Origin of the sequence: Anaeromyxobacter sp. PSR-1 (assembly GCF_000964525.1) — a bacterium.
GTDB lineage: Bacteria > Myxococcota > Myxococcia > Myxococcales > Anaeromyxobacteraceae > Anaeromyxobacter.
In genome coordinates, this window is the sequence record NZ_BAZG01000063.1 from 1 (window position 1) to 21,353 (window position 21,353).

22 protein-coding genes are annotated in these 21,353 nt (G+C 75.6%); 16 read left to right on the top strand and 6 right to left on the bottom strand.

The annotated features are described in order from the left end of the window. The first annotated feature begins 192 nt into the window (after window positions 1-192). From PSR1_RS11460 to PSR1_RS11490, 7 genes are all read left to right on the top strand, one after another. Window positions 193-720, top strand: a complete 528-nt coding sequence (locus PSR1_RS11460; protein WP_059437707.1) for a PilZ domain-containing protein — start codon at window positions 193-195, stop codon at window positions 718-720. A 101-nt stretch (window positions 721-821) separates the two neighbouring features. After that, window positions 822-3,002 (top strand): glycoside hydrolase family 57 protein, encoded by a 2,181-nt coding sequence (locus PSR1_RS11465; protein WP_059437708.1) that lies wholly within the window; start codon window positions 822-824, stop codon window positions 3,000-3,002. A gap of 48 nt (window positions 3,003-3,050) precedes the next feature. Beyond that, window positions 3,051-3,920, top strand: a complete 870-nt coding sequence (locus tag PSR1_RS11470; RefSeq protein WP_059437709.1) for a GGDEF domain-containing protein — start codon at window positions 3,051-3,053, stop codon at window positions 3,918-3,920. Window positions 3,921-4,054: 134 nt separating this feature from the next. Beyond that, window positions 4,055-5,251 (top strand): MFS transporter, encoded by a 1,197-nt coding sequence (locus PSR1_RS11475; RefSeq protein WP_059437710.1) that lies wholly within the window; start codon window positions 4,055-4,057, stop codon window positions 5,249-5,251. A 7-nt stretch (window positions 5,252-5,258) separates the two neighbouring features. Further along, the gene (locus PSR1_RS11480; protein WP_059437711.1) at window positions 5,259-6,260 is read left to right on the top strand and encodes a DUF4931 domain-containing protein; all 1,002 of its coding nucleotides are present in this window, start codon (window positions 5,259-5,261) and stop codon (window positions 6,258-6,260) included. A 28-nt stretch (window positions 6,261-6,288) separates the two neighbouring features. Next, a complete protein-coding gene (gene glgA / locus PSR1_RS11485) occupies window positions 6,289-7,716 on the top strand; it encodes a glycogen synthase GlgA (protein ID WP_059437712.1) in 1,428 nt (475 codons plus the stop codon). 50 nt (window positions 7,717-7,766) lie between these two features. Continuing rightward, window positions 7,767-8,084, top strand: a complete 318-nt coding sequence (locus PSR1_RS11490) for a hypothetical protein (RefSeq protein WP_059437713.1) — start codon at window positions 7,767-7,769, stop codon at window positions 8,082-8,084. A gap of 18 nt (window positions 8,085-8,102) precedes the next feature. Here the strand turns inward: PSR1_RS11490 and PSR1_RS11495 are convergent, their stop codons facing one another. From PSR1_RS11495 to PSR1_RS11510, 4 genes are all read right to left on the bottom strand, one after another. Beyond that, window positions 8,103-9,344: a metallopeptidase family protein gene (locus tag PSR1_RS11495; RefSeq protein WP_059437714.1), complete on the bottom strand. Its 1,242-nt coding sequence runs from the start codon at window positions 9,342-9,344 to the stop codon at window positions 8,103-8,105. A 168-nt stretch (window positions 9,345-9,512) separates the two neighbouring features. Next, window positions 9,513-10,433, bottom strand: coding sequence for an SIR2 family protein (locus PSR1_RS11500; RefSeq protein WP_059437715.1), 921 nt, complete (start codon window positions 10,431-10,433; stop codon window positions 9,513-9,515). A 58-nt stretch (window positions 10,434-10,491) separates the two neighbouring features. Beyond that, window positions 10,492-11,622, bottom strand: a complete 1,131-nt coding sequence (thiO, locus tag PSR1_RS11505) for a glycine oxidase ThiO (protein WP_059437716.1) — start codon at window positions 11,620-11,622, stop codon at window positions 10,492-10,494. Window positions 11,623-11,715: 93 nt separating this feature from the next. Then, window positions 11,716-12,339, bottom strand: coding sequence for a TetR/AcrR family transcriptional regulator (locus tag PSR1_RS11510; protein WP_059437717.1), 624 nt, complete (start codon window positions 12,337-12,339; stop codon window positions 11,716-11,718). A 79-nt stretch (window positions 12,340-12,418) separates the two neighbouring features. Here PSR1_RS11510 and PSR1_RS11515 point away from each other — a divergent pair, with 79 nt between their 5' ends. The 3 genes from PSR1_RS11515 to PSR1_RS11525 are packed head-to-tail and all read left to right on the top strand — an operon-like array spanning window position 12,419 to window position 15,270. Then, the gene (locus tag PSR1_RS11515; protein ID WP_059437718.1) at window positions 12,419-13,675 is read left to right on the top strand and encodes a DNA polymerase IV; all 1,257 of its coding nucleotides are present in this window, start codon (window positions 12,419-12,421) and stop codon (window positions 13,673-13,675) included. 46 nt (window positions 13,676-13,721) lie between these two features. Next, entirely contained in the window at window positions 13,722-14,582 is an 861-nt protein-coding gene (locus PSR1_RS11520; RefSeq protein WP_059437719.1) for a nucleotidyltransferase, read from the top strand. Continuing rightward, a complete protein-coding gene (locus tag PSR1_RS11525) occupies window positions 14,518-15,270 on the top strand; it encodes a metallophosphoesterase (RefSeq protein ID WP_082100226.1) in 753 nt (250 codons plus the stop codon). The genes PSR1_RS11520 and PSR1_RS11525 overlap by 65 nt, the downstream gene beginning before the upstream one ends. Before the next feature lie 189 nt (window positions 15,271-15,459). Here PSR1_RS11525 and PSR1_RS11530 read toward each other — a convergent pair whose 3' ends face one another. Both PSR1_RS11530 and PSR1_RS11535 read right to left on the bottom strand, forming a co-directional pair. Beyond that, window positions 15,460-15,840 carry a response regulator gene (locus tag PSR1_RS11530; RefSeq protein ID WP_011419204.1) on the bottom strand — a complete coding sequence of 127 codons (381 nt, stop codon included), beginning with the start codon at window positions 15,838-15,840 and terminating at the stop codon, window positions 15,460-15,462. Then, entirely contained in the window at window positions 15,837-16,802 is a 966-nt protein-coding gene (locus tag PSR1_RS11535; RefSeq protein ID WP_059437720.1) for a DHH family phosphoesterase, read from the bottom strand. The genes PSR1_RS11530 and PSR1_RS11535 overlap by 4 nt, the downstream gene beginning before the upstream one ends. Before the next feature lie 309 nt (window positions 16,803-17,111). Here PSR1_RS11535 and hprK point away from each other — a divergent pair, with 309 nt between their 5' ends. The 6 genes from hprK to PSR1_RS11565 all read left to right on the top strand — a co-directional run. Continuing rightward, window positions 17,112-18,077, top strand: a complete 966-nt coding sequence (gene hprK, locus PSR1_RS11540) for an HPr(Ser) kinase/phosphatase (protein WP_011419206.1) — start codon at window positions 17,112-17,114, stop codon at window positions 18,075-18,077. Further along, window positions 18,074-18,958: an RNase adapter RapZ gene (gene rapZ, locus PSR1_RS11545; protein ID WP_059437721.1), complete on the top strand. Its 885-nt coding sequence runs from the start codon at window positions 18,074-18,076 to the stop codon at window positions 18,956-18,958. Before hprK ends, rapZ begins: the two co-directional genes overlap by 4 nt. Before the next feature lie 112 nt (window positions 18,959-19,070). Further along, complete coding sequence (locus PSR1_RS11550; RefSeq protein WP_059437722.1) at window positions 19,071-19,487, top strand: PTS sugar transporter subunit IIA; 417 nt, start codon at window positions 19,071-19,073, stop codon at window positions 19,485-19,487. A gap of 43 nt (window positions 19,488-19,530) precedes the next feature. Continuing rightward, window positions 19,531-20,025, top strand: coding sequence for a PTS sugar transporter subunit IIB (locus PSR1_RS11555; RefSeq protein WP_059437723.1), 495 nt, complete (start codon window positions 19,531-19,533; stop codon window positions 20,023-20,025). Between the two features lie 16 nt (window positions 20,026-20,041). Beyond that, window positions 20,042-20,737, top strand: a complete 696-nt coding sequence (locus tag PSR1_RS11560; RefSeq protein WP_059437724.1) for a PTS sugar transporter subunit IIC — start codon at window positions 20,042-20,044, stop codon at window positions 20,735-20,737. Beyond that, a partial coding sequence (locus PSR1_RS11565; RefSeq protein WP_059437725.1) for a PTS system mannose/fructose/sorbose family transporter subunit IID occupies window positions 20,734-21,353 on the top strand: 620 nt, incomplete at its 3' end. The genes PSR1_RS11560 and PSR1_RS11565, both read left to right, overlap by 4 nt.

The window sequence follows — 21,353 nt, forward strand, 5'->3', positions numbered from 1 at the left end:
GCGAGGCGCTGAAGCGCGCCGCGCAGGAGAAGGACGCGATCGCCGCGCAGGTCGCCGAGCGCGACCAGAAGATCGCGCGGCTGCAGCGCGAGGTGGCCGACAAGACCGAGCGGCTGGGCCGGCTCGCCAAGGAGATGGGCGAGCTGAAGGCGCGCGGCTTCGGCAAGATCTTCCGCTAGGGGAACCCGCACCGTGACCGAGCCACGCCGCTACGAGCGCATCGACGTCGAGCTTCCCTGCCGGCTGTACATCCCGGGCGAGCGCGGCCTCAAGTTCGAGGCCCACTGCACCTCGCGCAACCTCGGCCTGGGCGGCGTGTTCCTCGCCTCCTCGTTCCTGCTGCGCGAGGGGCTGGAGCTGTTCGTGGAGCTGGGGCTGCCCGGCGGGCCGCTCGCCATCCGCGCCCGGGTGGCGCACACCGTGCCGGGCGACGATCCGGAGCTCGAGGCCGGCTTCGGCGTCGAGTTCCTCGACGTGGACGCGGCCGGGCGCGAGACGCTGCTCCGCTACTTCACCCCGCTCCGCTACCACGAGTTCTACCGCGCGTTCTCGGGCGAGTTCCCGCACCTGCGCGAGCGCGTGCCGGTGGCCGACGTGGCCCTGCTCCTGAACCTGTGGGAGGAGTGGAAGGTCCGCGGCGAGGGCGGCCCGGCCTTCACCGCGTCGGGCGCGCCGCCCGCGCCGGCGAGGGCCGGCGCGGGTCGCCGCACCCGACGCTAGGGATCGCGACGAGGGCCCGGGGCCGGGCCGGCGCGGCGCGGAAGGCGCTGAGACACCGGCCGCGTTGCGCGCGGCGCGGCCGCGTTCTACCGTCCCGCCAGATGACGCCCGTCCGCCTCGCGTTCCTCTGGCACATGCACCAGCCCCCGTACCGCGAGCCGGAGACGGGCGCCTACCTCATGCCGTGGGTCCGGCTGCACGCCACCCGCGCCTACCACGACATGGCCTGGATGCTGGAGCGCCACCCGGGCGTGCGCTGCACCGTGAACTTCACCCCGGTGCTGCTGCAGCAGCTCGAGGACTACGCGCAGGGCACCGCGCACGACCGGCTGCTCGAGCTGAGCGCGCGCCCGCCCGCCGAGCTCACCGCCGAGGAGCGCCAGCAGATCCTCCGCTCGTTCTTCATGGTCGGCTGGGAGACGAACGTGAAGCCCATGCCGCGCTACTGGGAGCTGCTCCAGAAGCGCGGGCGCGAGCTGCGCGGGGTGGACCTGGCGCGGCTCGCGCAGTCGTTCGGCGATCAGGAGCTGCAGGACCTGCAGGCGCTGTTCAACCTCGCCTGGATGGGCTTCGGCGCGCAGGCCGACGAGCCCGCGGTGCGGGCGCTGCGGGAGAAGGGGCGCGGCTACACCCGCGCCGACGTGGACGCGGTGCTCGAGGTGCAGCGGCGCATCGCGGCCGGCATCGTCCCGCGCTGGCGCGCGCTGCAGGACCGCGGGCAGGTCGAGCTCTCCACCACGCCGTACTACCACCCGATCCTCCCGCTGCTCTGCGACACCGACGCCGCGCACCGCGCGCTGCCCGGCATCCCGCTCCCCCCGCGCTTCGCCCACCCCGAGGACGCGCGCTGGCACGTGCGCGAGGCCATCTCCTCGCACGCGCGCCGCTTCGGGCGGCCGCCCGCGGGCATGTGGCCGGCCGAGGGCTCGGTCTCGCCGGAGGCGCTCGAGATCCTCGCCACGGAGGGCGTGGGCTGGGCGGCGAGCGACGAGGGCGTCCTGCTCCAGTCCCTGCCCGCCGCCGCGCCGCGCCTGCGCTCGGTGTACCGGCCCTGGCGCGTCGCCGCCGGCGACGGGCGCGAGGTCCGGATGCTGTTCCGCGATCGCGCGCTCTCCGACGTCATCGGCTTCACCTACGCGCGCGTGCCGGCGGCCGAGGCGGTGGCCGACTTCTCCGCGCACGTGCGCGCGGTGGCCGACGCGTGGGTGCGGGACGGGCAGCCCGGCGCGCCCACGGTGGGCGTGTTCCTCGACGGCGAGAACGCCTGGGAGCACTACCCGAATTCGGGCCACGAGTTCCTCGACCGGCTCTACGACGCGCTGGAGCGCTCCGGCCGCGTCGAGACCGTGACGATGTCCGAGGCGACGGCCGCCGCCGAGGGCCCGCCCATCGCGCGCATCCACACCGGCTCCTGGATCGAGGCCTCGTTCCGGATCTGGATCGGCCACCGCGAGGACTGCGAGGCCTGGGCGGCGCTGGGCCGGGTCCGCGAGGCGCTCGCGCAGGCGGAGGAGAGGGGCGAGGTCCCCGCCGAGCGGCTCGCCCGCGCGCGCCGGCACCTGTACGCCGCCGAGGCGTCGGACTGGTACTGGTGGTACGGCGAGGACTTCACCACCGAGCAGGCGGCGGAGTTCGACGCGCTGTTCCGCGCCCACGTGAACCGGGCGGCGCTGCTCTGCGGCGTGGACCCGCCGCCGGAGACGCAGGCGCCCATCAAGCGCGCCGGGGCCCCCGCGCCGGCCGGCCTCGAGGCGAAGCCGCTCCGCGAGCCGGTGATGCTGCTCACGCCGGCCCTGGACGGCCGGGAGACGACCTACTTCGAGTGGCAGGGGGCCGGCCTGTACCGGCCCGGCCAGCACCGCGGCTCGATGTACGGCGGCGCGCAGGCCTTCCACGTGCTCCGCTTCGGCTTCGACCTCGCCGCGCTGTACCTGCGGCTCGACCCGGCCGAGTCGCCGGCGCGCGCCGCCGAGGTGGCGACGCACGTGCGCGTGTCGGTGCGCTCCGGCGACGGCCAGCGCTGGGTGGACTTCCCGCTCGAGCCGGACGGCGCGCCGCGCCCCGGCGCGTGGCGCGGCCAGGCCCTGGGGCGGCTCGCGTTCGGGCAGGTGGCGGAGCTGGAGCTCCCGTTCGCCGCGCTGGGCCTCTCGCCGGGCGACCGGTTCGACCTCGCCGTCCACGCGCTCCGGGGCGAGGTCGAGGTGGAGCGGCTGCCGCGGTACGGCTACCTGACGCTCACCGTGCCCGACCAGGACTTCGAGCGGATCCACTGGCGGGTGTAGCGGGTCGGGCGCCTGGCGCGCGGGGGCCCGGTGTAGACTCGCGGTCGCATGGGCGACGATCCCACCCGCGTCCGGACCCCGGAGGAGCGCGCCGCCGCGGCGGCCGGCCACTGCCTCGTGTTCGTGGCCGGGGACGGCGCGCTGGGCCTGCGCGTGCCGCTCGACGGCGAGGTGGTGCTCGGGCGCGATCCGTCCTGCGCGGTGGCGCTGCCCGCGTCGGACGTCTCGCGCCGGCACGCCCGCGTGGTGCCGGACGGCGAGGGCCACCTGGTGCTCGACCTCGGGTCCACCAACGGCACCTGGGTGAACGGCCGCGAGGTGGCGGTGCACCGGCTCGCCGCCGGCGACCGGGTGCAGGTGGGTCCCTTCGTGGCCCGCTACCTGCGGGCCGGCGACGCCGAGGAGTCGGAGCTCGCCGCGCTCGCCGACCTGGCGCTGCGCGATGCGCTCACCGGCCTCCCCAACCGCCGCGCCTTCGAGGAGTCGCTCCGCCGCGAGGTGGCGCGGGCGCGTCGCGGCGGCGCCCGGCTCGCGGTGGCGGTGCTCGACGTGGACCGCTTCAAGGACGTGAACGACCGGCACGGCCACGCCGCCGGCGACGTCGCGCTCGCCGAGGTGGCGCGCCGGGCCGCGGCCGCGCTGCGGGCCGGGGACCTCCTGGCGCGCATCGGCGGCGAGGAGCTCGCCGCCATCCTCCCCGGCGCCGACGTGGCCGCCGCGGCGGAGGTGGCCGAGCGCGTGCGCCGGGCGGTGGGCGGCGAGCCGGTGCAGGCGGGCGGGCAGGCGCTGCGCGTGACGGTGTCGCTCGGCTGCGCCGAGCTCGCGCCCGACGACGCCGACGGCGCCGACGTGTTCGCGCGCGCCGACGGCCACCTGTACCGCGCCAAGAACGCGGGACGCGACCGCGTGGCGTGGTAGGGGCCGCCGTCCCGCGACGCCCCGACCTCAGGGCGCGTGAATCAATCCCCTCACCCGAAGGCGCTCCCGTCGCCGCCCTCGGCCCGGCAGGAAAGCCTGCGCCCCGCCCCTGGCCGGGTTATCCTCGCGCCCGCGTGAAGAACCGGTCCGCCCTCGCGATCCTCTTCGTCATCGTCTTCATCGACTTGCTCGGCTTCGGGATGGTCATCCCGGTGATGGCGCTCTACGCCGAGCGGCTCGGCGCGCCGGACGCGCAGATCGGGTGGCTGATGACCGGCTACTCGGCCATGCAGTTCGTCTTCACGCCGATCTGGGGCCGGCTCTCGGATCGCCACGGCCGCCGGCCGCTGCTGCTCATCTCGATCGCCATGACGGCGCTCGGGTTCCTGGGCTACGCGCTCGCCCCGAGCTTCGCGTGGCTGCTCGTCTCGCGCCTGTTCGCCGGCGCCGCCACCGCCAACATCGCCATCGCGCAGGCGTACATCGCCGACGTGACGCCGCCGGAGGGGCGCGCGCGCGGCATGGGGCTCATCGGCGCGGCGTTCGGGCTCGGCTTCGTGCTCGGGCCGGCCATCGGCGGCCTGCTCTCGGCCATCTCGCTCTCCGCGCCCGGCTACGCCGCGGCGGCGCTCGCGGCGGCGAACGGGGTGGCGGCGTTCTTCGTGCTGCCCGAGCCGGCCGCGCACGTCCAGGCCGAGCGCCGGCCGCACCTCGAGGCGCTGCTCGGCGGCGTGAGCCGGCCCGGGATCCGCCGGCTCATCCTCATCTACTTCATCGCCATCCTCGCGTTCAGCGGGATGGAAGCGACGTTCGCGCTCCTCGCGGTCCACCGCTACGGGCTCGACCAGCGGCAGGTGAGCTACGTGTTCGCGCTCATCGGCGTGGTCGCCACGGTGGTCCAGGGCGGCCTCATCGGCCCGCTCAGCCGCCGCTTCGGCGAGCGGGCGCTGCTGGTGGCCGGGCTGCTCCTGCAGGCCGCCGCGCTCGCGGCGCTGCCCTACGCCGGCTCGGTGGCGGGCCTGCTCGTCGCGACCGTGCCCCTCGCGCTCGGCTCGAGCCTGACCACCCCGTCGCTCACCTCGCTCATCTCGCGGTCGGCGCGCGCCGAGGACCAGGGCGGCACGCTCGGCATCGGCCAGTCCGCCGCCGCGCTCGGGCGCATCGCCGGCCCCATCTCCGCCACCCACGCCTACAGCCAGCTCTGGTTCGCGGCGCCCTACCTCGGCGGCGCGACGCTCATGCTCGCCGGCGCCGCGGTGGGCTCGACGCTCCGGCGCCCGCCGCGCCACGAGCCGGTGGAGCCGGGGGCCGCGCCGGCGGAGGAGGGCTAGGGCCCGCATGCCGGATCTCCGCCGCGACCCCATCGTCGGCCGCTGGGTGATCATCGCCACCGAGCGCGCCCGCCGTCCGTCCGACATGCAGCGGGCCGCGCCCGCGCCGCAGGGCGGCCTCTGCCCGTTCGACCCCGGCAACGAGGGCATGACGCCGCGCGAGGTGTACGTGGCGGGGCGGGCGCCGTCGGCGCCGCCGAACTCGCCGGGCTGGAAGGTGCGGGTGGTGCCGAACCGCTTCCCGGCGCTCAAGATCGAGGGCGAGCTGGACCGGCAGGCGGAGGGCATCTACGACCGGATGAACGGGATCGGCGCCCACGAGGTGATCGTCGAGACCCCGGACCACGATCGGTCGATGGAGGACCTCTCCCCGGCCGAGCTCACCGAGGTGCTGTTCGCCTTCAAGGCGCGCATCCTCGACCTGCGCAACGACCTGCGCTTCAAGTACATCCTCCTGTTCAAGAACCACGGCCACCTGGCCGGCGCGTCGCTCGAGCACGCGCACTCGCAGCTCATCGCGCTGCCGGTGGTGCCGCGGCAGGTGATCGAGGAGATCGAGGGCGCCCGCCGCCACCACGACCTGAAGGAGCGCTGCATTTTTTGCGACATCGTGGGGCAGGAGCGGAAGCAGCGGGTGCGGCTGGTGCTCGAGAACGACGAGTTCGTGGTGTTCGCCCCCTGGGCCCCGCGGAGCCCCTTCGAGACCTGGATCGTCCCGAAGCGCCACCAGTCGAACTACGAGGCCGAGCCCAAGGAGCGGCTGGCGCTGTGCGCCGAGGCGCTCGGCAGCACGCTGCGCCGCCTGGGCGGGGCGCTCGGGAAGCCCGCCTACAACTTCATGGTCCACTCCAACCCGCTCCGCGACGCGCAGAGCCCGAGCTACCACTGGCACATCGAGGTGATGCCGGCGCTCACGCAGGTGGCCGGGTTCGAGTGGGGCTCCGGGTTCCACATCAACCCGGTCCCGCCCGAGGAAGCCGCGGAGTTCCTGCGCAAGATGCCCGGCTAGCGGCGCGGGAAGATCCATACTGAGCCCGATGCAGATCCTGTTCGTCGCCTCCGAGGTCGGCCCCTGGTCGAAGACGGGCGGGCTCGGGGACGTGGCCGGCGCGCTGCCGCGGGCCCTCGCCGAGCGCGGCAACGAGGTGGTGGTGGTGACGCCGCGCCACGGGTCGATCGACCCGCGCGCGGCCGGGCTCCAGCCGGTGAGGACGGCGCTCCACGTGCGGGGCGAGCCGGTGGCGCTCTGGGTGAAGCGGGGCCCGGCGCCCGTCTACTTCGTCGAGCACCCGCACCTGTTCGGCAGCCGCCGGGGCCTGTACGGCGACGGCGGGCGCGACCACCCCGACAACGCCGAGCGCTTCGCGTTCCTGACCCGCGCGGCGCTGGCGCTGCCCGGCGCGCTGGGGCTGCGGCCGCGCATCCTGCACCTCAACGACTGGCAGTGCGGCCTCGGGCCCTGGCTCCTCCGCCACGAGCACGCGCGCGACCCGGCGCTCGCCGGCGCCCGGACGGTGTTCACCATCCACAACCTCGCCTACCAGGGGCTGTTCCCGAAGCAGGTGCTGCCCGCGCTGGGCCTGCCCTGGGAGGTGTTCCGCTACGAGGCGATGGAGTTCTTCGACCAGCTCTCCTTCATGAAGGCCGGGCTGGCGTTCGCCGACGCGCTCACCACCGTCTCGCCCACCTACGCGCGCGAGATCCTCACGCCGGAGGGCGGCGCCAGCCTCGACGCGCTGCTCCGGCACCGCGCCCGCGACCTGCACGGCATCCTGAACGGCATCGACGTGCACGCCTGGGACCCGGCCCGCGACCCGCACCTGCCCGCGCACTTCACCCCGGGCGAGCTCGCCGGCAAGGCGGCCTGCAAGGCCGCGCTCCAGCGCGAGGTGGGCCTGCCGGCGCGGCCGGACGTGCCGCTGGTGGGGCTGGTGACGCGGCTCGCCGAGCAGAAGGGGATCGACCTCGTGGCCGCGGCGCTGCCGGCGCTCCTCGCCCGCGACGTGCAGGTGGTGCTGCTGGGGAGCGGCGACGCCGCCTACGAGGAGGCGTTCGCGCGGGCCGCGCGCGAGCGCCCCGACCGCGTCGCGGCGCGCATCGGCTTCGACGAGGGGCTGGCGCACCGGATCGAGGCGGGCGCCGACCTGTTCCTCATGCCCTCCCGCTTCGAGCCCTGCGGCCTGAACCAGATGTACTCGCTCCGCTACGGCACCGTGCCGGTGGTGCGGGCGGTGGGCGGGCTCGCCGACACGGTCGAGGACTTCGACGGGTTCACCCGCGGCACCGGCTTCCGCTTCTCCGAGTACACGCCGCAGGCGCTCCTCACCGCCACCCGCCGCGCGCTCGACGTGTTCCGCGACCGGCGCGCCTGGCGCGGGCTGGTGGAGCGCGGCATGGCCGAGGACAACAGCTGGGAGCGCAGCGCGGCGAGGTACGAGGCGCTCTACCGCACGCTCGCGCCCTGACCGGGCGGGCGCGCCTTCCCGGCGCCCCCGGCGGTGCGCAGGGTGCGGTCATGGCCACCGCACCCCACGACGACCCGGAGCCGACCGCCCGGCCCACCGAGCGGATCCCGCGCGAGCGGCTGGAGGAGGAGGACGAGAAGCTCGTGCCCTCGGGCAACGTGGGCGGGGCGGCCCCCACGCCGCTCGGCGCCGACTCGGGGGGCGACCTGCCCGGCCCGGAGGACGACCTCGCCAGCATGTCGGAGCCGGAGCCGCCCGAGCCGCCGGAGGTGGGGGCGGTGCACGTGCGCCGCGCCGCCGGCGGGGAAGAGGAGGAGGAAGCGCCGGGCGGCGAGGAGGGGGCGGAATCGCCGCGGACGCGGCGCTGAGGCGGCCGCGAAGGCGGCCTACTCGAGGCCGCGGTCGCGCAGCTCGTCGTCCGACTCGCCGTGCAGGTGCCCGAGCTCGTGCAGGAGCGTCACCCGCACCTGCTCGGTGAGCTCGGCCCGGTCGCGCGCGAAGCGGAGCAGGTTCTTGCGGTAGAACACGATGCTCCGGCAGCGGGGCCCGTCGGCCTCGGTGCAGGCCTCGTCGGCGGGCGGGCCGCGGTACAGGCCGAGGATCGACGGCGAGAGCGGCGGCTCGACCGCGGTGAGGTCCTCGGTGTCGGGCAGGTCCTGGATCTCCACCGGCGCGAGCTTCAGCGCCTCGCGCTCGGCCGCGGGGAGCGCCGCCACCGCCGCGTCCACCTCGGCCCGGAACACGCCCGGGTCCACGGCCAGCTCGTCGCGGAAGTCGTCCGGCGCGAGCGCGCGCGCCCGCGCCAGGAGCGCCGCCGCCCGCCGGCCTTCCCCGGCGCGCTCGGCGACCAGGCCGAGCTGGTGGATGGCCCACGGGTCGTCGGGCGCGATCGCGAGCGCCCGCTCGAACGCGCGCCGGGCCTCGCCGAAGCGGCACAGCTCGAACAGCGCCACCCCGCGCTCGTAGAGCGCGTCCGGGTCCTTCGGCCGCGCCGCGAGCGCGCGGTCGAGGTGGGCGAGCGCGAGGTGGCTGCGGCCGAGGTCGTTCTCGGCCATCCCGGCCACCAGCTCGAGGCGCGCGGCGAGGTCCTTGTCCTTGCGCGGCGGCCGGGTGGCGCTGCGCACGCCGCGCACCGCGTACTCGAGGCCGGCCTCCAGCGCGTCGCGGGCGGAGCCCAGCCGGCGGACGTGCAGCTCGGCCGCGCCGAGCAGCGCCTCGGGCTCGTCCGGATCCACCGCCAGCGCGCGCGCGAACGCGAGCCGCGCCTCGTCGAGCCGGTCGAGCGCGGCGAGCGCGGCGCCGCGCGCGGTGAGCGCCGGCACCATCCGCGGCGAGAGCCGCAGCGCCTCGTCGGCGCAGGCCAGCGCGCGCTCGCGGGCGCCCGCGTCGAGCGCCGCGACCGCCTCCTCGGCGAGCGCGCTCGGCGCCGCGAACGGCTCGCCCGGCAGGCACGCCTCCGGGCGCGCCCGGGACCCGCGGGCCGGCGGTGGGACGTAGCGCGCGGGGGTGATCGTCCCGCGCGCGACGTGGTTCGCCGGCGGCGCCGCCGGGGCGGGCGCGGGAGCGGTGGACGGGGTGCAGGCCGCAGCGAGCAGGAGGACCGCCGCACGGCGGAGCGGCAGAGACATCGGCGCGAGCTTGCCACAGCCCTCGGGGGCGCGCCAGCCGGGGTCCCCCGGCGCCGCGAGCGCCCGCCCGGACGGACGTGGGCAGAGGGCGCGGGCGCCCTGCCGGCGGCCCGGCGGGGGAACGGGACGCCCCCGCCTCCGGGGGTCGCGGGCGACGGCGCGGGGACGTCAGCGGGGGAACGGGGCCAGCGCCGCCTCGCACCGGTCGGCGAGCGCGCCCAGGAACGCGAGCAGCTCGGGTGGGTGCACCGGGTCCGAGGCCCGCAGGTCCACCCGGGCGATCCGGTCGAGCTCGAACGTGGCGAGCTCGAGGTCGGTGGAGGTCCCGAGCCCGAGGAACCAGGCCACCGGCAGCACCTCCAGGTCGCGCAGCTTGGTCCAGATCCAGCGCAGGTTCGGGTCGTTGAAGCCGTAGCCGACGAGCAGCAGCTCGCGGCCGACCGCGTCGGAGCAGAAGCGCAGGTCGATGGCGTTCGCGGCCAGGCTGGCGCGCCGCTGGAAGTCGGTCTCGCTCACCACCAGCGTGGCGGGGCGGTCGAGCGTGCCGTGCAGCTTGTACACGGGGAAGCGCGAGACGAAGCGGCCGCCGGCGGGGTCGAGCCGCCAGCGCTGCAGGTCGTCGGGCGCCGCCACCACCTGGCAGGCGCGGCCCGCCCAGGCGAAGGTCCGCTCCAGCAGGTCGTCGAAGTTGGTGGTGTAGACCGCGGGCACGAACGCGGCCAGCCGGACCAGGAGCCGGTGCAGCGGCAGGGCCGCGGGGTCGATGCGCGAGGTGTCGAACAGCGCCGCGAGCCGCTCCACCAGCCGCGCCTCGCCGCAGAGGGCGCGGTGCGCCTCGGGCACGCGGAGCAGCGTCTCGAGCGCCACCGGGTCGTCCGGCCCGGGCGGCGAGAAGCGCGCCGGGGCGTCGGGGAGCCGCTCCCGGAGCACCGGCACGAGGTCGCGCGCCAGCGCCGCCACCGCCTCGCGCCAGGACGGCAGCCCGGCCCAGCGCGAGGCGCCGGCGCCCACCAGCAGGAGGAGCTGGCCCCGCGCGAGCCGGTCGAAGAGGTGGTCCTGCACCTCCCGGATGTCCGGCGCGCCGCGCATGGGCCCGGTGGAAACCTGCGGCCCGGGCCGGCGCCGGGCAAGGCGGGCGGGCCCGCGCCTACTTGCGGCCCGCCGCCTGCGGCCGCCCGGCCCCGAGGCGCGCCGGCGAGAACGGCGCGAGGTCCACCGGCGGCGGCGTCCCCAGCACCGCCGCGGCCACCGCATCGGCGGTGATGGGCGCGAGCAGGATGCCGTTCCGCGTGTGGCCGGTGGCGTAGTACAGCCCCGGCACGGTCCCGGCGCCGAGGATGGGCGAGCCGTCCGGGCTGGCGGGGCGGAAGTTGGACCAGGTCTCGACGACCGGCGCGCCCGCCAGCGCGGGCGCGATCTCGAGCGCGATGTCGAGGACGCGCCGCAGCCCGCCCGCGGTCACCGCCTTCTCGTGCCCGACCTCCTCCATGGTGGAGCCGCACAGGATCCGCCCGTCGGCGCGCGGCACCACGTAGCCGTTCGCGGAGAACACCACGCGCGAGAGCAGCGGCGGCCGGGTGTCGAGGAGCGCGATCTGCCCGCGCACCGGGCGCACCGCGCCGGGCGGCAGCCCGTTCCCCTCCACCTGCATGCTCCAGCTCCCCGCCGCGAGCACCACCGCGTCCGCCTCGATGCGCCCGGCGGCGTGGTCCACGCCCACCGCGCGCCCGCCCTCGTGGACGATCCGCTCCACCTTCCCGGTGACGAAGCGGGCCCCGGCCCGCGCCGCCGCCACGTACACGGCCCGGCCCAGCAGCCGCGGGTCCACCGAGGCCTCGTCGGCGAAGTACAGCGCGCCGCGCGCCTCGGGCGACACGCCCGGCTCGAGCCGGCGCACCTCGGCGTCGTCGAGCACCTCCACCGGCAGCCCGGCCTTGTGCAGCTTCTCGGCGCGGCCGGCGAGGAGCCGGGCCTCCGGATCGTCCACCGCGATCTCGAGCGTCCCGCCGCCGCGGAGGCCGACCCACATGCCGCTCGCGGCCTCGACCTCGCGCGCGAACCCGGGGTAGCGCGCCAGCGAGGCGGCGCACAGCGCGTAGAACGGGCCGGGCTCGAGCGCCTCGACGCCGGGGGAGAGGATGCCGCCGGCCGCGTAGGACGCCTCGGCGCCCGGGACCGCCCGCTCCAGCACCACCACCTGCTTGCCGGCCTGCGCCAGGCGAAGCGCCACCGAGGCGCCCTGCAGCCCCGCGCCGACCACCACCACGTCCGTTTTCATGGTGCGCGAGCCTACGCCCGCCCCGGCGCGCCGGAAAGGCTCGCGTGCCCCCGCCGGGACGGCGGGCCGGGCGCGCGGACGGCGGCCGATCGATCAGCCGCGCGGGCCGGCGCGCGGGGCGAGCCCGTTCGCCAGCACGTGCAGCACGTGGGCACGCCAGGCCTCGGGGGCGAGCTGCTGGCCGACCATCGGCAGCATCGCCTCCTGCGAGGACGCCACGAGCGCGGCCAGCCCGCCCACCGTCACCACGGCCAGCACCGGGTCGACGCCGCCGTCGGCGCCCTCGGCGATCACCGCCGCGGCCCGCCGGAGCGGATCGAGCAGCGCCGGCTCGGCGGTGGTGAGCTGGGACAGGTACGGGGCGCCGTCCAGGTACTCGCGCACCAGGATCTGCGCGCCCATCGGGTCGTGCATCATGGCGTCGAGGTAGGCGGCGATGACCGCCTCCGGGCCGCCCGAGCCGTTCTCGACGAAGCGCGACAGCTCGTTCGCGGCGGCCAGCCAGACCGCCCGCAGGATGTCGAGGTAGAGGGCCCGCTTGGAGGCCCAGTGGCGATAGATGAGCGCCACGTTGCAGGACGCACCACGAGCGATCCCCTGCACGCGGGCACCGTGGTACCCCCGCTTCGAGAACTCGGCCCTGGCCGCGTCCCAGATCCGCTCCGCAATCCCGGCCCGCGGAGGACCGATACGGCGGGTAGCCACCGATCCGTCCATGCAAGTCGCTACTTACCGGGCGACTTGATCAGGATCAAGTGGCGCGGCGTCCCCGTTGGGCACGGCAGGGGGTTGTCCTATGTACAGGGCGATGGACCCGGGGCCGCGCACCATCCTCCACCTCGACCTCGACGCGTTCTACGCGTCGGTGGAGCAGCTCGACCAGCCCGAGCTGCGCGGGCGGCCGGTGATCGTGGGGGGGACCGGCAACCGGGGGGTGGTATGCGCGGCCAGCTACGAGGCCCGGAAGTTCGGGGTCCGCTCGGCGCTGCCCACCGCCCGGGCGCGCCGGCTCTGCCCGGACGGCGTGTTCCTCCCGCCCCGCTTCGGGCGCTACTCGGAGCTGTCGCGGCGCGTGTTCGACATCTACCGGCGCTACACGCCGCTGGTCGAGCCGCTCTCGCTCGACGAGGCGTTCCTCGACGTCTCCGCCAGCCGGGCGCTGCACGGCGCCGGGCCGGACATCGCGCGCGCCATCAAGGCGGCGGTCCGGGGCGAGTGCGGCCTCGCGGTCTCGGCCGGCGTGGCCGAGGTGAAGATGGCGGCGAAGATCGCCACCGACCTCGGCAAGCCGGACGGGCTGGTGGTGGTGCCGCCGGGCGGGGTGGCGGCGTTCCTGGCGCCGCTGCCGGTGGGGCGGCTGTGGGGCGTGGGCGAGGTGACCGAGGCCGCGCTGCGCCGCATCGGCGTCGCCACCATCGGCGACCTCGCCCGCATGCCCGAGTCGGCGCTCGCCGCCGCGCTCGGGCCCACGCACGCGCGCGGGCTGCGCGCGCTCGCGTGCGGCGAGGATCCACGCGAGGTGGTGCCGGACGAGGAGGCGAAGTCGGTCGGGGCCGAGGACACGTTCGACCAGGACCTGCTGGGCCGCCCGGCGCTCGAGCGCGAGCTGCTCGCGCAGGCGGGCACCGTCGGCCGGCGCCTGCGCGCCGCCGGGCTCGCCGGCCACGTCGTGACGCTCAAGGTGAAGTACGCCGACTTCACGCTGGTGACGCGCCGGGTGACGCTCCCGCGGGCCACCGACGACGACCGCGCCATCTACGAGGCGGCGTGCGCGCAGCTGGAGCGGGTGGACCTGCGCCGCCCGGTGCGGCTCACCGGCATCTCGGTCTCCGGCTTCGCCGGCGAGGAGGAGCGCGGCCAGCTCGGGCTGTTCGGCGGCGCGCCCGCCCCGCCGCCCCCGGAGGCGTCGCGCCGCAAGGCGCTCAACGCCGCGCTCGACGCGCTGGCGGGCCGCTTCGGCGAGGGCGCGGTGACGCGCGCCGACCTGGCCGGCCGGCCGCCGCGGCGGCGCCACGGCGATCCCGAGGACGGCGGCGGGGATCCCGATCGCTGAGGCTCCGCCGTTTGCCCCGCGCCGCGCGGCGCCGCAGCTTGACGGCATGGGCGCGGGCGAACGGCCGGGCGAGGACCTCGCCATCCGGGAGCGGAGCCAGGGCGAGCTGGACGCGCGGGCGACCGCGCTGCGGGCGCTCGCCCGCTCGGGCGTGCCGTTCCTGGTGGCCGGGGCCTACGCGTTCTTCGAGTACACCGGCATCTTCCGGGACACGAAGGACCTCGATCTCTTCCTGCGCGAGCAGGACCTCGACGCGGCCTTCCGCGTGCTGGAGGAGGCCGGCTTCCGCACCGAGATCACCGACCCGGGCTGGATCGGCAAGGCGTGGCAGGGCGAGTGGTTCGTGGACCTCATCTTCTCGTCGGGCAACGGCGTGGCGGTGGTGGACGACCTCTGGTTCGCGCACGCGCGGCCGGGCCGGGTGATGGACGTGGAGGTGCTGCTCGCGCCGCCCGAGGAGATCGTCTGGTCGAAGAGCTTCGTGCTGGAGCGCGAGCGCTACGACGGCGCCGACGTGAACCACCTGCTGCACGCGTGCGGCCCGGGGATGGACTGGGAGCGGCTGCTGCGGCGCTTCCACCGGTACTGGGAGGTGCTGTTCTCGCACCTGCTCCTGTTCCAGTTCGCCTACCCGGGCGCGCGCTCCACCGTGCCGGAGTGGGTCACCGAGGAGCTGGTGCGCCGCACGCTCGAGAACGTGCGCTGCGGCGACCACCCGGTGTCGATGTGCCGGGGCAGCCTCATGTCGCGCGTGCAGTACGTGCACGACGTGGAGCGGCTCGGGCTCCACGACGGGCGCCGCTGGGACGAGGCGGAGCGCGGGCCGGCGGGGAGGGCGGGACATGGCGGAGCAGCAGGCGCAGGCGCAGCAGGCGGAGCCGACGTTTCGCCTGGCGGCGGCGGCTGACCTGCACTGCCGCTCGGACCAGCACGGGCGCTTCCGCGAGCTGGTGCGGATGGTGAACGGCGAGGCCGAGGGGCTGGTCATCGCCGGCGACCTCACCGACCACGGCACGCTCGACGAGGCGAAGACGCTCGCGGAGGTGCTCTCGCAGCTGCGCGTCCCCTGCGCCGCGGTGCTCGGGAACCACGACTACGAGGGCGGCGTGGTGCGCGACATCTGCCGGGTGCTGACCGAGGCCAAGGTCACCCTGCTCGACGGGGACCACGCGGTGTTCGACCGCCGCCTCGGCATCGCCGGCGTGAAGGGGTTCGCGGGCGGGTTCGAGCGCGGGATGCTCCAGGCGTTCGGCGAGCCGGCCATCAAGGCGTTCGTGCAGGAGGCGGTGAACGAGGCGCTGAAGCTCGAGGCCGCGCTCGCGCAGCTCGAGATCCAGAAGAAGGTGGTGGTGATGCACTACGCCCCGGTGTTCGAGACCACCGAGGGCGAGGACCTGCAGCTCCGCCCGTTCCTCGGCTCGAGCCGCCTCCTCGGGCCGTGCGAGGCGTTCGGGGCGCGGGCCGTCTTCCACGGCCACTCGCACCACGGGACGCTGGAGGCGCGCACGCCGAAGGGCGTGCCGGTCTACAACGTCGCCATGCCGCTCCTGCGCAAGCACATGGACGACCGGCGGTTCCGGGTATTCGAGCTGTAGCGAAGCCGCCCAGCGCGCGGATGGCAGGGAGGGGCCCCAGCCGCAGGCTGGGGAGGGGTGCAGCCCCTCCCCGCGGGGACCGCTCGCGTGCCCGCGCACGCGGGCGCGAGCGGTCACGGGCCCCGCGCAGCAGGAGTGGGGCCCCGACGAGCTTGGCTCGGCGGGGCGAGGGCGCAGCCCTCGTTACGATCAGTGCCGCATCGGCGGCGGCCCGGCGGCCTTGCGGACGCGCTCCAGGATCTCGTCCATCCCCACCGACTTCGGGATGTAGCCCTGGGCGCCGAGCAGCTCGGCCTCCCACTCGAAGCCGTACGCGGAGAGGATCAGGATGGGCACCGCGGCGCTCTTCGCGTCGCCGCGCATCCGCTCCATCACGCCCCAGCCGTCGAGCACCGGCATCTTGAGGTCGAGCAGGACGATGCCCGGCGCCTCCTCGTCCACCTTCGCGAGCGCGACCTCGCCGTTCTCGGCCTGCTGCACCGGGTAGCCGGCGTCCACCAGGACCTCCGAGAGCGCCTCGCGGAAGTCGTCGTCGTCGTCCACCACCAGGATGTACTGGCCCGGGGTCATGGTGCGTTCGGCTCCCCCCGGAGCGCGGAGGCGATCTCCGCGGCGATCCGGCGCGCGTCCGCCAGCCGGTCCGGCGCGAGCGACACCGCCCCGACCACCGGGTGCCCCCCGCCGCCGTACCGCTCGCAGAGCTTGGAGATGTCGTGCGTGCGCTGCTCTCGGGCCCACGGGTTCGAGCCCACCGACACCTTGGTTCGCTTCGGGTCCTTCGACACCACCACGGTGTAGCGCGCCTCCGGGAACAGGTCGTAGGCGATGAACTTGTTCGCGGCCTCGATGCCGGTGTCGCCGAGGTCGATCTCCACCACCCCGTCGCGGACCCTGGCCTGGCGCCGCACCACGTCCACCGTGCCGCGGTGCCGCTCCAGGATGGGCGCGAGCGGCGCCGCCACCCAGTCCAGCGCCGCGATCTCGGCGAGCGGCAGCCGCTGCATGGCGCCGATGAGGCGGGTCGGGACGGACGGGTCCTTGGTGGCCTCGAGCAGCGTCATGATGCGCAGCGCCGGCGCCTCGAGCCGCACCGCCACCGCGGCCGACTCGAAGCGGGCCGCGTCGATGACGTCGGCCCAGCGCACCAGCTCGTCCAGCTCGGGCGCGCGCCAGCCGAACCGGTCCGCCAGCGTGCGCGCGATGAAGCCGGTGCAGCTCGGCGCGGCCGGGTCCCAGAACTTCTGGCCGGTCGCGTCGCGCTCGAACGCCTCGCGGTCGGCGGGCGTCGGGAACGCGCTGGCGTGGTGGTCGAACCACCAGTCGAGGCGGGGCGAGTAGCGGAAGTCCACGCACGCGTTCACGTCCGCGCCGAAGGCGTCGGGCGGGAACGCGTCGCCCTGCTGGTGCTGCACGGGGCGGTAGCGGACGCCGGCGAGGCGCGCCCCCTCGCGCTCCTGGAACCAGCGTCCGAAGAGGGCGGCCGAGGCGCAGCCGTCGAAGCAGTTGCCGTGGTAGAGGAGCTCGAGCTGCATGGCGGGCCGGGCAATCTAGTGACCTCGGGAGCATAGCGTCAACGCGCGTCGCAGGCCCGGGCGCCGATCTGTACCCAGAGGGGGAAGTCGCGGCGGTGCGTGCCTCCGGTGCGGGCCGTGCGTGCGCGCGCGTTCTCTGTGGGTGAACACGCTCGGAGCGTGCGGGGCGACGACCCGGCGGCCGGCGCGGGGCGCGCGGGCGCTCCGGCCGCCGCGGCGGGCGCGTCCGGCCCCGGGGACGCGCGGACGCCGCGCCGGCGCGCGCCGAGGTGGCGGGCCCGGGTTTCGCCGGGTTAGACTCGGCACCCCATGGATGCGATCCGCGTCGGGGCGCTCCTCGACGACACCAAGTTCGATCTGCGGCTCACGCTCGTCGCGGGCAAGCAGGGCCTGTCGCGCCGGATCAGCTCCTCGCGCATCCAGAAGCCCGGGCTGGTGCTCGCCGGGTTCACCGAGTACCTGCACAAGGAGCGCGTGCAGGTGTTCGGGAACACCGAGATGAGCTACCTCGCCACCCTGCCCCGCGAGCGCTCGGTCGAGGTGCTGCGCAGCTTCTTCGCCCAGGACGTCTCCTGCCTGGTGGTGACGAAGGGCCTGCAGCCGCCGCCCGAGATGACGGCCGCCGCGGACGAGGCCGGGGTGCCGCTGCTCCGCACCAGCCACCTCTCCTCGAACTTCATCGAGTCGGTGCAGAACTGCCTGGAGGACGTGCTCACCGCGCAGACCTCCATGCACGGCGTGCTGCTCGACGTGTTCGGCGTCGGGATCCTGCTGCTCGGCAAGTCCGGCATCGGCAAGAGCGAGATCGCGCTCGACCTCATCATGCGCGGCCACCGCCTGGTGGCCGACGACATCGTGGACGTGAAGCGCAAGACGCCGGAGTCGGTGTTCGGCGCGGGCTCCGAGATCATCAAGCACCACATGGAGATCCGGGGCCTCGGCATCATCAACATCAAGGACCTGTTCGGCGTCGCCGCCATCCGCGAGCGCAAGAAGATCGAGATCGTGCTCGAGCTGGTGGAGTGGGATCCGAACGTGGAGTACGACCGGCTCGGCGTGGAGGAGCGGAAGTTCCGCATCCTCGACGTGGAGATCCCGATGCTGGTCGTCCCGGTCCGGCCGGGCCGCAACATGACCACCATCGTGGAGGTGGCCGCGCGCAACCACCTCCTCAAGCTCCAGGGGCACCACTCCGCCCGCGAGTTCCAGGAGCGCCTCAACCGCGCCATCGCGCTCGCGCCGGGGGGGCGCGTCGGGGAGATCGACGTCGAATGACCGCCACGGTGAGCCACGCCGGGCCGCAGGTGGTGATCCTCACCGGCGTGTCCGGCTCGGGGAAGTCCACCGCGCTGCGCGCGCTGGAGGACGCGGGCTTCTACTGCGTCGACAACCTCCCCATCGTCTTCCTCGAGAAGCTGCTCGAGCTCTCCGGCCACACCGCCGGCGAGGTCTCGCGCATGGCGCTCGTGGTGGACGCGCGGGAGGGGCGCTTCCTGGTGGAGGCGCCGCGGGTGATCCGCGAGCTCCGCCAGAAGGGCGCCGACGTGGAGGTGCTGTTCCTCGACGCCTCCGACGAGGCGCTGGTCCGGCGCTACTCCGAGACCCGCCGCCGCCACCCGCTGGCCGGGGAGGGCGGCACCGTGCCGGACGGCATCGCCGCCGAGCGGCTGGCGCTCGCCGACGTGCGCGGCATCGCCGACGAGGTGATCGACACCACCACGCTCAACGTCCACGAGCTGAAGCGGCTCGTCACCCGCCGCTTCGTGGCGGGCGAGGGGGCGAAGCTCGGGGTGACGCTGGTGTCCTTCGGGTTCCGGTTCGGCATCCCGACCCACGCCGACCTGGTGCTCGACGTGCGCTTCCTGCCGAACCCGTTCTTCGTGCCGGAGCTGAAGCCGCACCCCGGGACCGATCCGCGCGTGGCGGAGTTCGTGCTGGGCCAGGCGGACGCGAAGGCGTTCCTGGAGCGGCTCACCGACCTGCTCGGCTTCCTGCTGCCGCGCTACCGGAACGAGGGGAAGAGCTACCTCACGATCGCCATCGGCTGCACCGGCGGCAAGCACCGCTCGGTCGCGCTCGCCGCCGCGCTGGCCGAGCGGCTCGAGGGCTCCGGCCAGCCGGTCCGGCTCTGGCACCGGGACGTCGAGAAGGAGTAGTCCGCGCCGGGCGTTCGGCGCTGGCCGCCGGGCGCGGCGGCGTATATGGTACGCGCGCGCCGGGGGGCCGGACGCGGCCGGGCGCTCCATCCGCCGCGAGGACGCTGAGGACATGGTCGGACTGGTGGTCGCCACGCATGGACGGCTCGCGGAGGAGCTCCTGCTCACCGCGGAGGGGATCGTCGGGCGCCTGGAGCGCTGCGAGGCGGTGAGCATCGTGGCCGGCGCGTCGATGGACGAGGCCCGCGAGCACATCGCCCAGGCGGTGAAGCGGGTGGACCAGGGCGACGGGGTGCTGGTCCTCACCGACATGTTCGGCGGGACGCCGGCGAACCTGGCGCTCACCTTCCTCGGGGACAAGCTGGAGGTGGTCACCGGGGTGAACCTCCCCATGATCATGAAGCTCGCGACCGCGCGGGGCGAGGACGTCTCGCTCCACTCGGTGGCCGAGCTGGTGACCGCCTACGGGCAGAAGAACATCACCCTCGCCTCCGAGCTGCTGCGCACCCGCGCGCGGAGCCGGACGTAGCCGCCCGCTGAATGGCCGGCCGGGAGCGACCGTCGAGTCTCACGTGATCCCCCTGGTCCGCGTCGACAACCGCCTCCTGCACGGCCAGATCCTCGAGACCTGGGTGCCCCGCCTGCGCATCGACCAGGTGATGGTCGCGGACGACGAGGCGGCCGCCAGCTCGCTCGCCCAGGCGGCCATGACCCTGTGCGTCCCGCCGGAGCTGCCGGTGCGGATCCGCCGGGTGGCCGAGGTGGACTACGCGGGGCTGGCATCCGGCGGCGCCAAGGTGCTGGTGCTGGTGCGCGACGTGGCCGGGCTCGCGGCGGCGCGCGCCGCCGGGCTCACGGCCGCGCTCGCACCCAAGGTGAATCTGGGCAACCTCCACTTCGGGCCGGGGCGCCGCCTGGTCACGCCCTCGGTGTTCGTCTCCGAGGAGGACCTGTCCGTGCTGCGCGGTCTGGCCGCGGAGGGCTTCGAGGTGGAAGCCCGCGCCATTCCTTCCGAATCCCCCACGGGTTTGGCCGAGATCGAACGCCGGTACGCCGCGGGCCATTAGGTTACACTCGTCCGGCTTGGGTTTTCTCTTCCTAGGGCTCGTGGCGGGCCTCGCCGCCGTGGAGCGCAAGGGGTTCCTGCAGGCCATGCTGTCGCGCCCGATCGCGCTGGCCCCGGTGGCAGGCTGGGTGCTCGGCGACGCGGCGGGCGGGCTGGTGGTCGCGGCGCCGCTCGAGCTGCTCTGGCTCGGCGCGGTCAACCTCGGCGCGGCCGTGCCGGTCCACGAGGCGCTCGGCGCCGCCGCCATCGCGGGCGGGGCGGTGCTGGCCGGCCGGGCGGTGGGCTCCGGGGTCACGCCCGAGGTCGCGGTGCTGGCGGTGCTGCTGGCCGCGCCGGTCGCGCTGCTGGGCCGGCGCGCCGACAAGGCGGTGGAGGGCTGGAACGAGCGGCTGGCGCGGCACGCGGAGGCGGCGCTCGCGAGCCACCGGGTCGCCGAGGCCGCGCGCTCGAACCTGTACGGCCTGGCCGCGCCGTTCGCCATCGCCGCGGTGCTCGCGCCGCTCTCCGCCTGGCTGGCCGAGGCGCTCATCCCGCGCCTGCTCGCCGCGGCGCCGGGCGCCGCGGGGCCGCTGCGGGTGGGCTGGTTCGCGTTCGCCGCGCTGGCCTGCGCCGCCGGCGCGAAGGCGCTCCGCTCGCGCGCCGCCCCGCGGCTGTTCTTCGCCGCGTTCGCCGCCGCCTTCGCGGCCCTGCTCACCTGGAGGCTGCTCGGGTGAGCGCGCGCGTCCCGAGGGCCACGCTGGTGCGCGTCTTCTGGCGCTGCCTGTTCCTGCAGGCCGCCTGGAACCGGCGCGGCATGCAGAACCTGGGCTTCGCCTACGCCATCGACCCGGCGCTGCGCGCGCTCTACCCCGAGCCCGAGCGGCGCGAGGAGGCGCTCGCGCGCCACCTCGGCTTCTTCAACTGCCACCCGTACATGGCGGCCGCGATCGTGGGCGGGGCCATCCACCACGAGGAGCGGGTGGCGGCGGGCGCCGAGCCGGGGCAGGCGCCGCTCGCCTACAAGGCGACGCTGCAGGGGCCGCTCGCGGCGGTCGGCGACGGCTTCTTCTGGACCGCGCTGCGCCCGTTCTTCGGCGCGCTGGCGGTGCTGGGCGCGCTGCTGCTCGGGGTCCCGGCGCTGGTGGCGGCGCTCGTCGTCTACAACGCCATCCACCTCGCGCTCCGCATCGGCCTGTTCCGCGCCGGCTACCTGCGCGGCGACGCGCTCGTCGGGACCATCGCGCACCTGAACCTGCCGGTGGTCGCCGACCGGCTCCGCGCCGGCGGCGCGGCGCTGTGCGGGGTGGCGGGCGCGGTGTTCCTCATGCGCGGCGCGGCGGTGGGCGGACC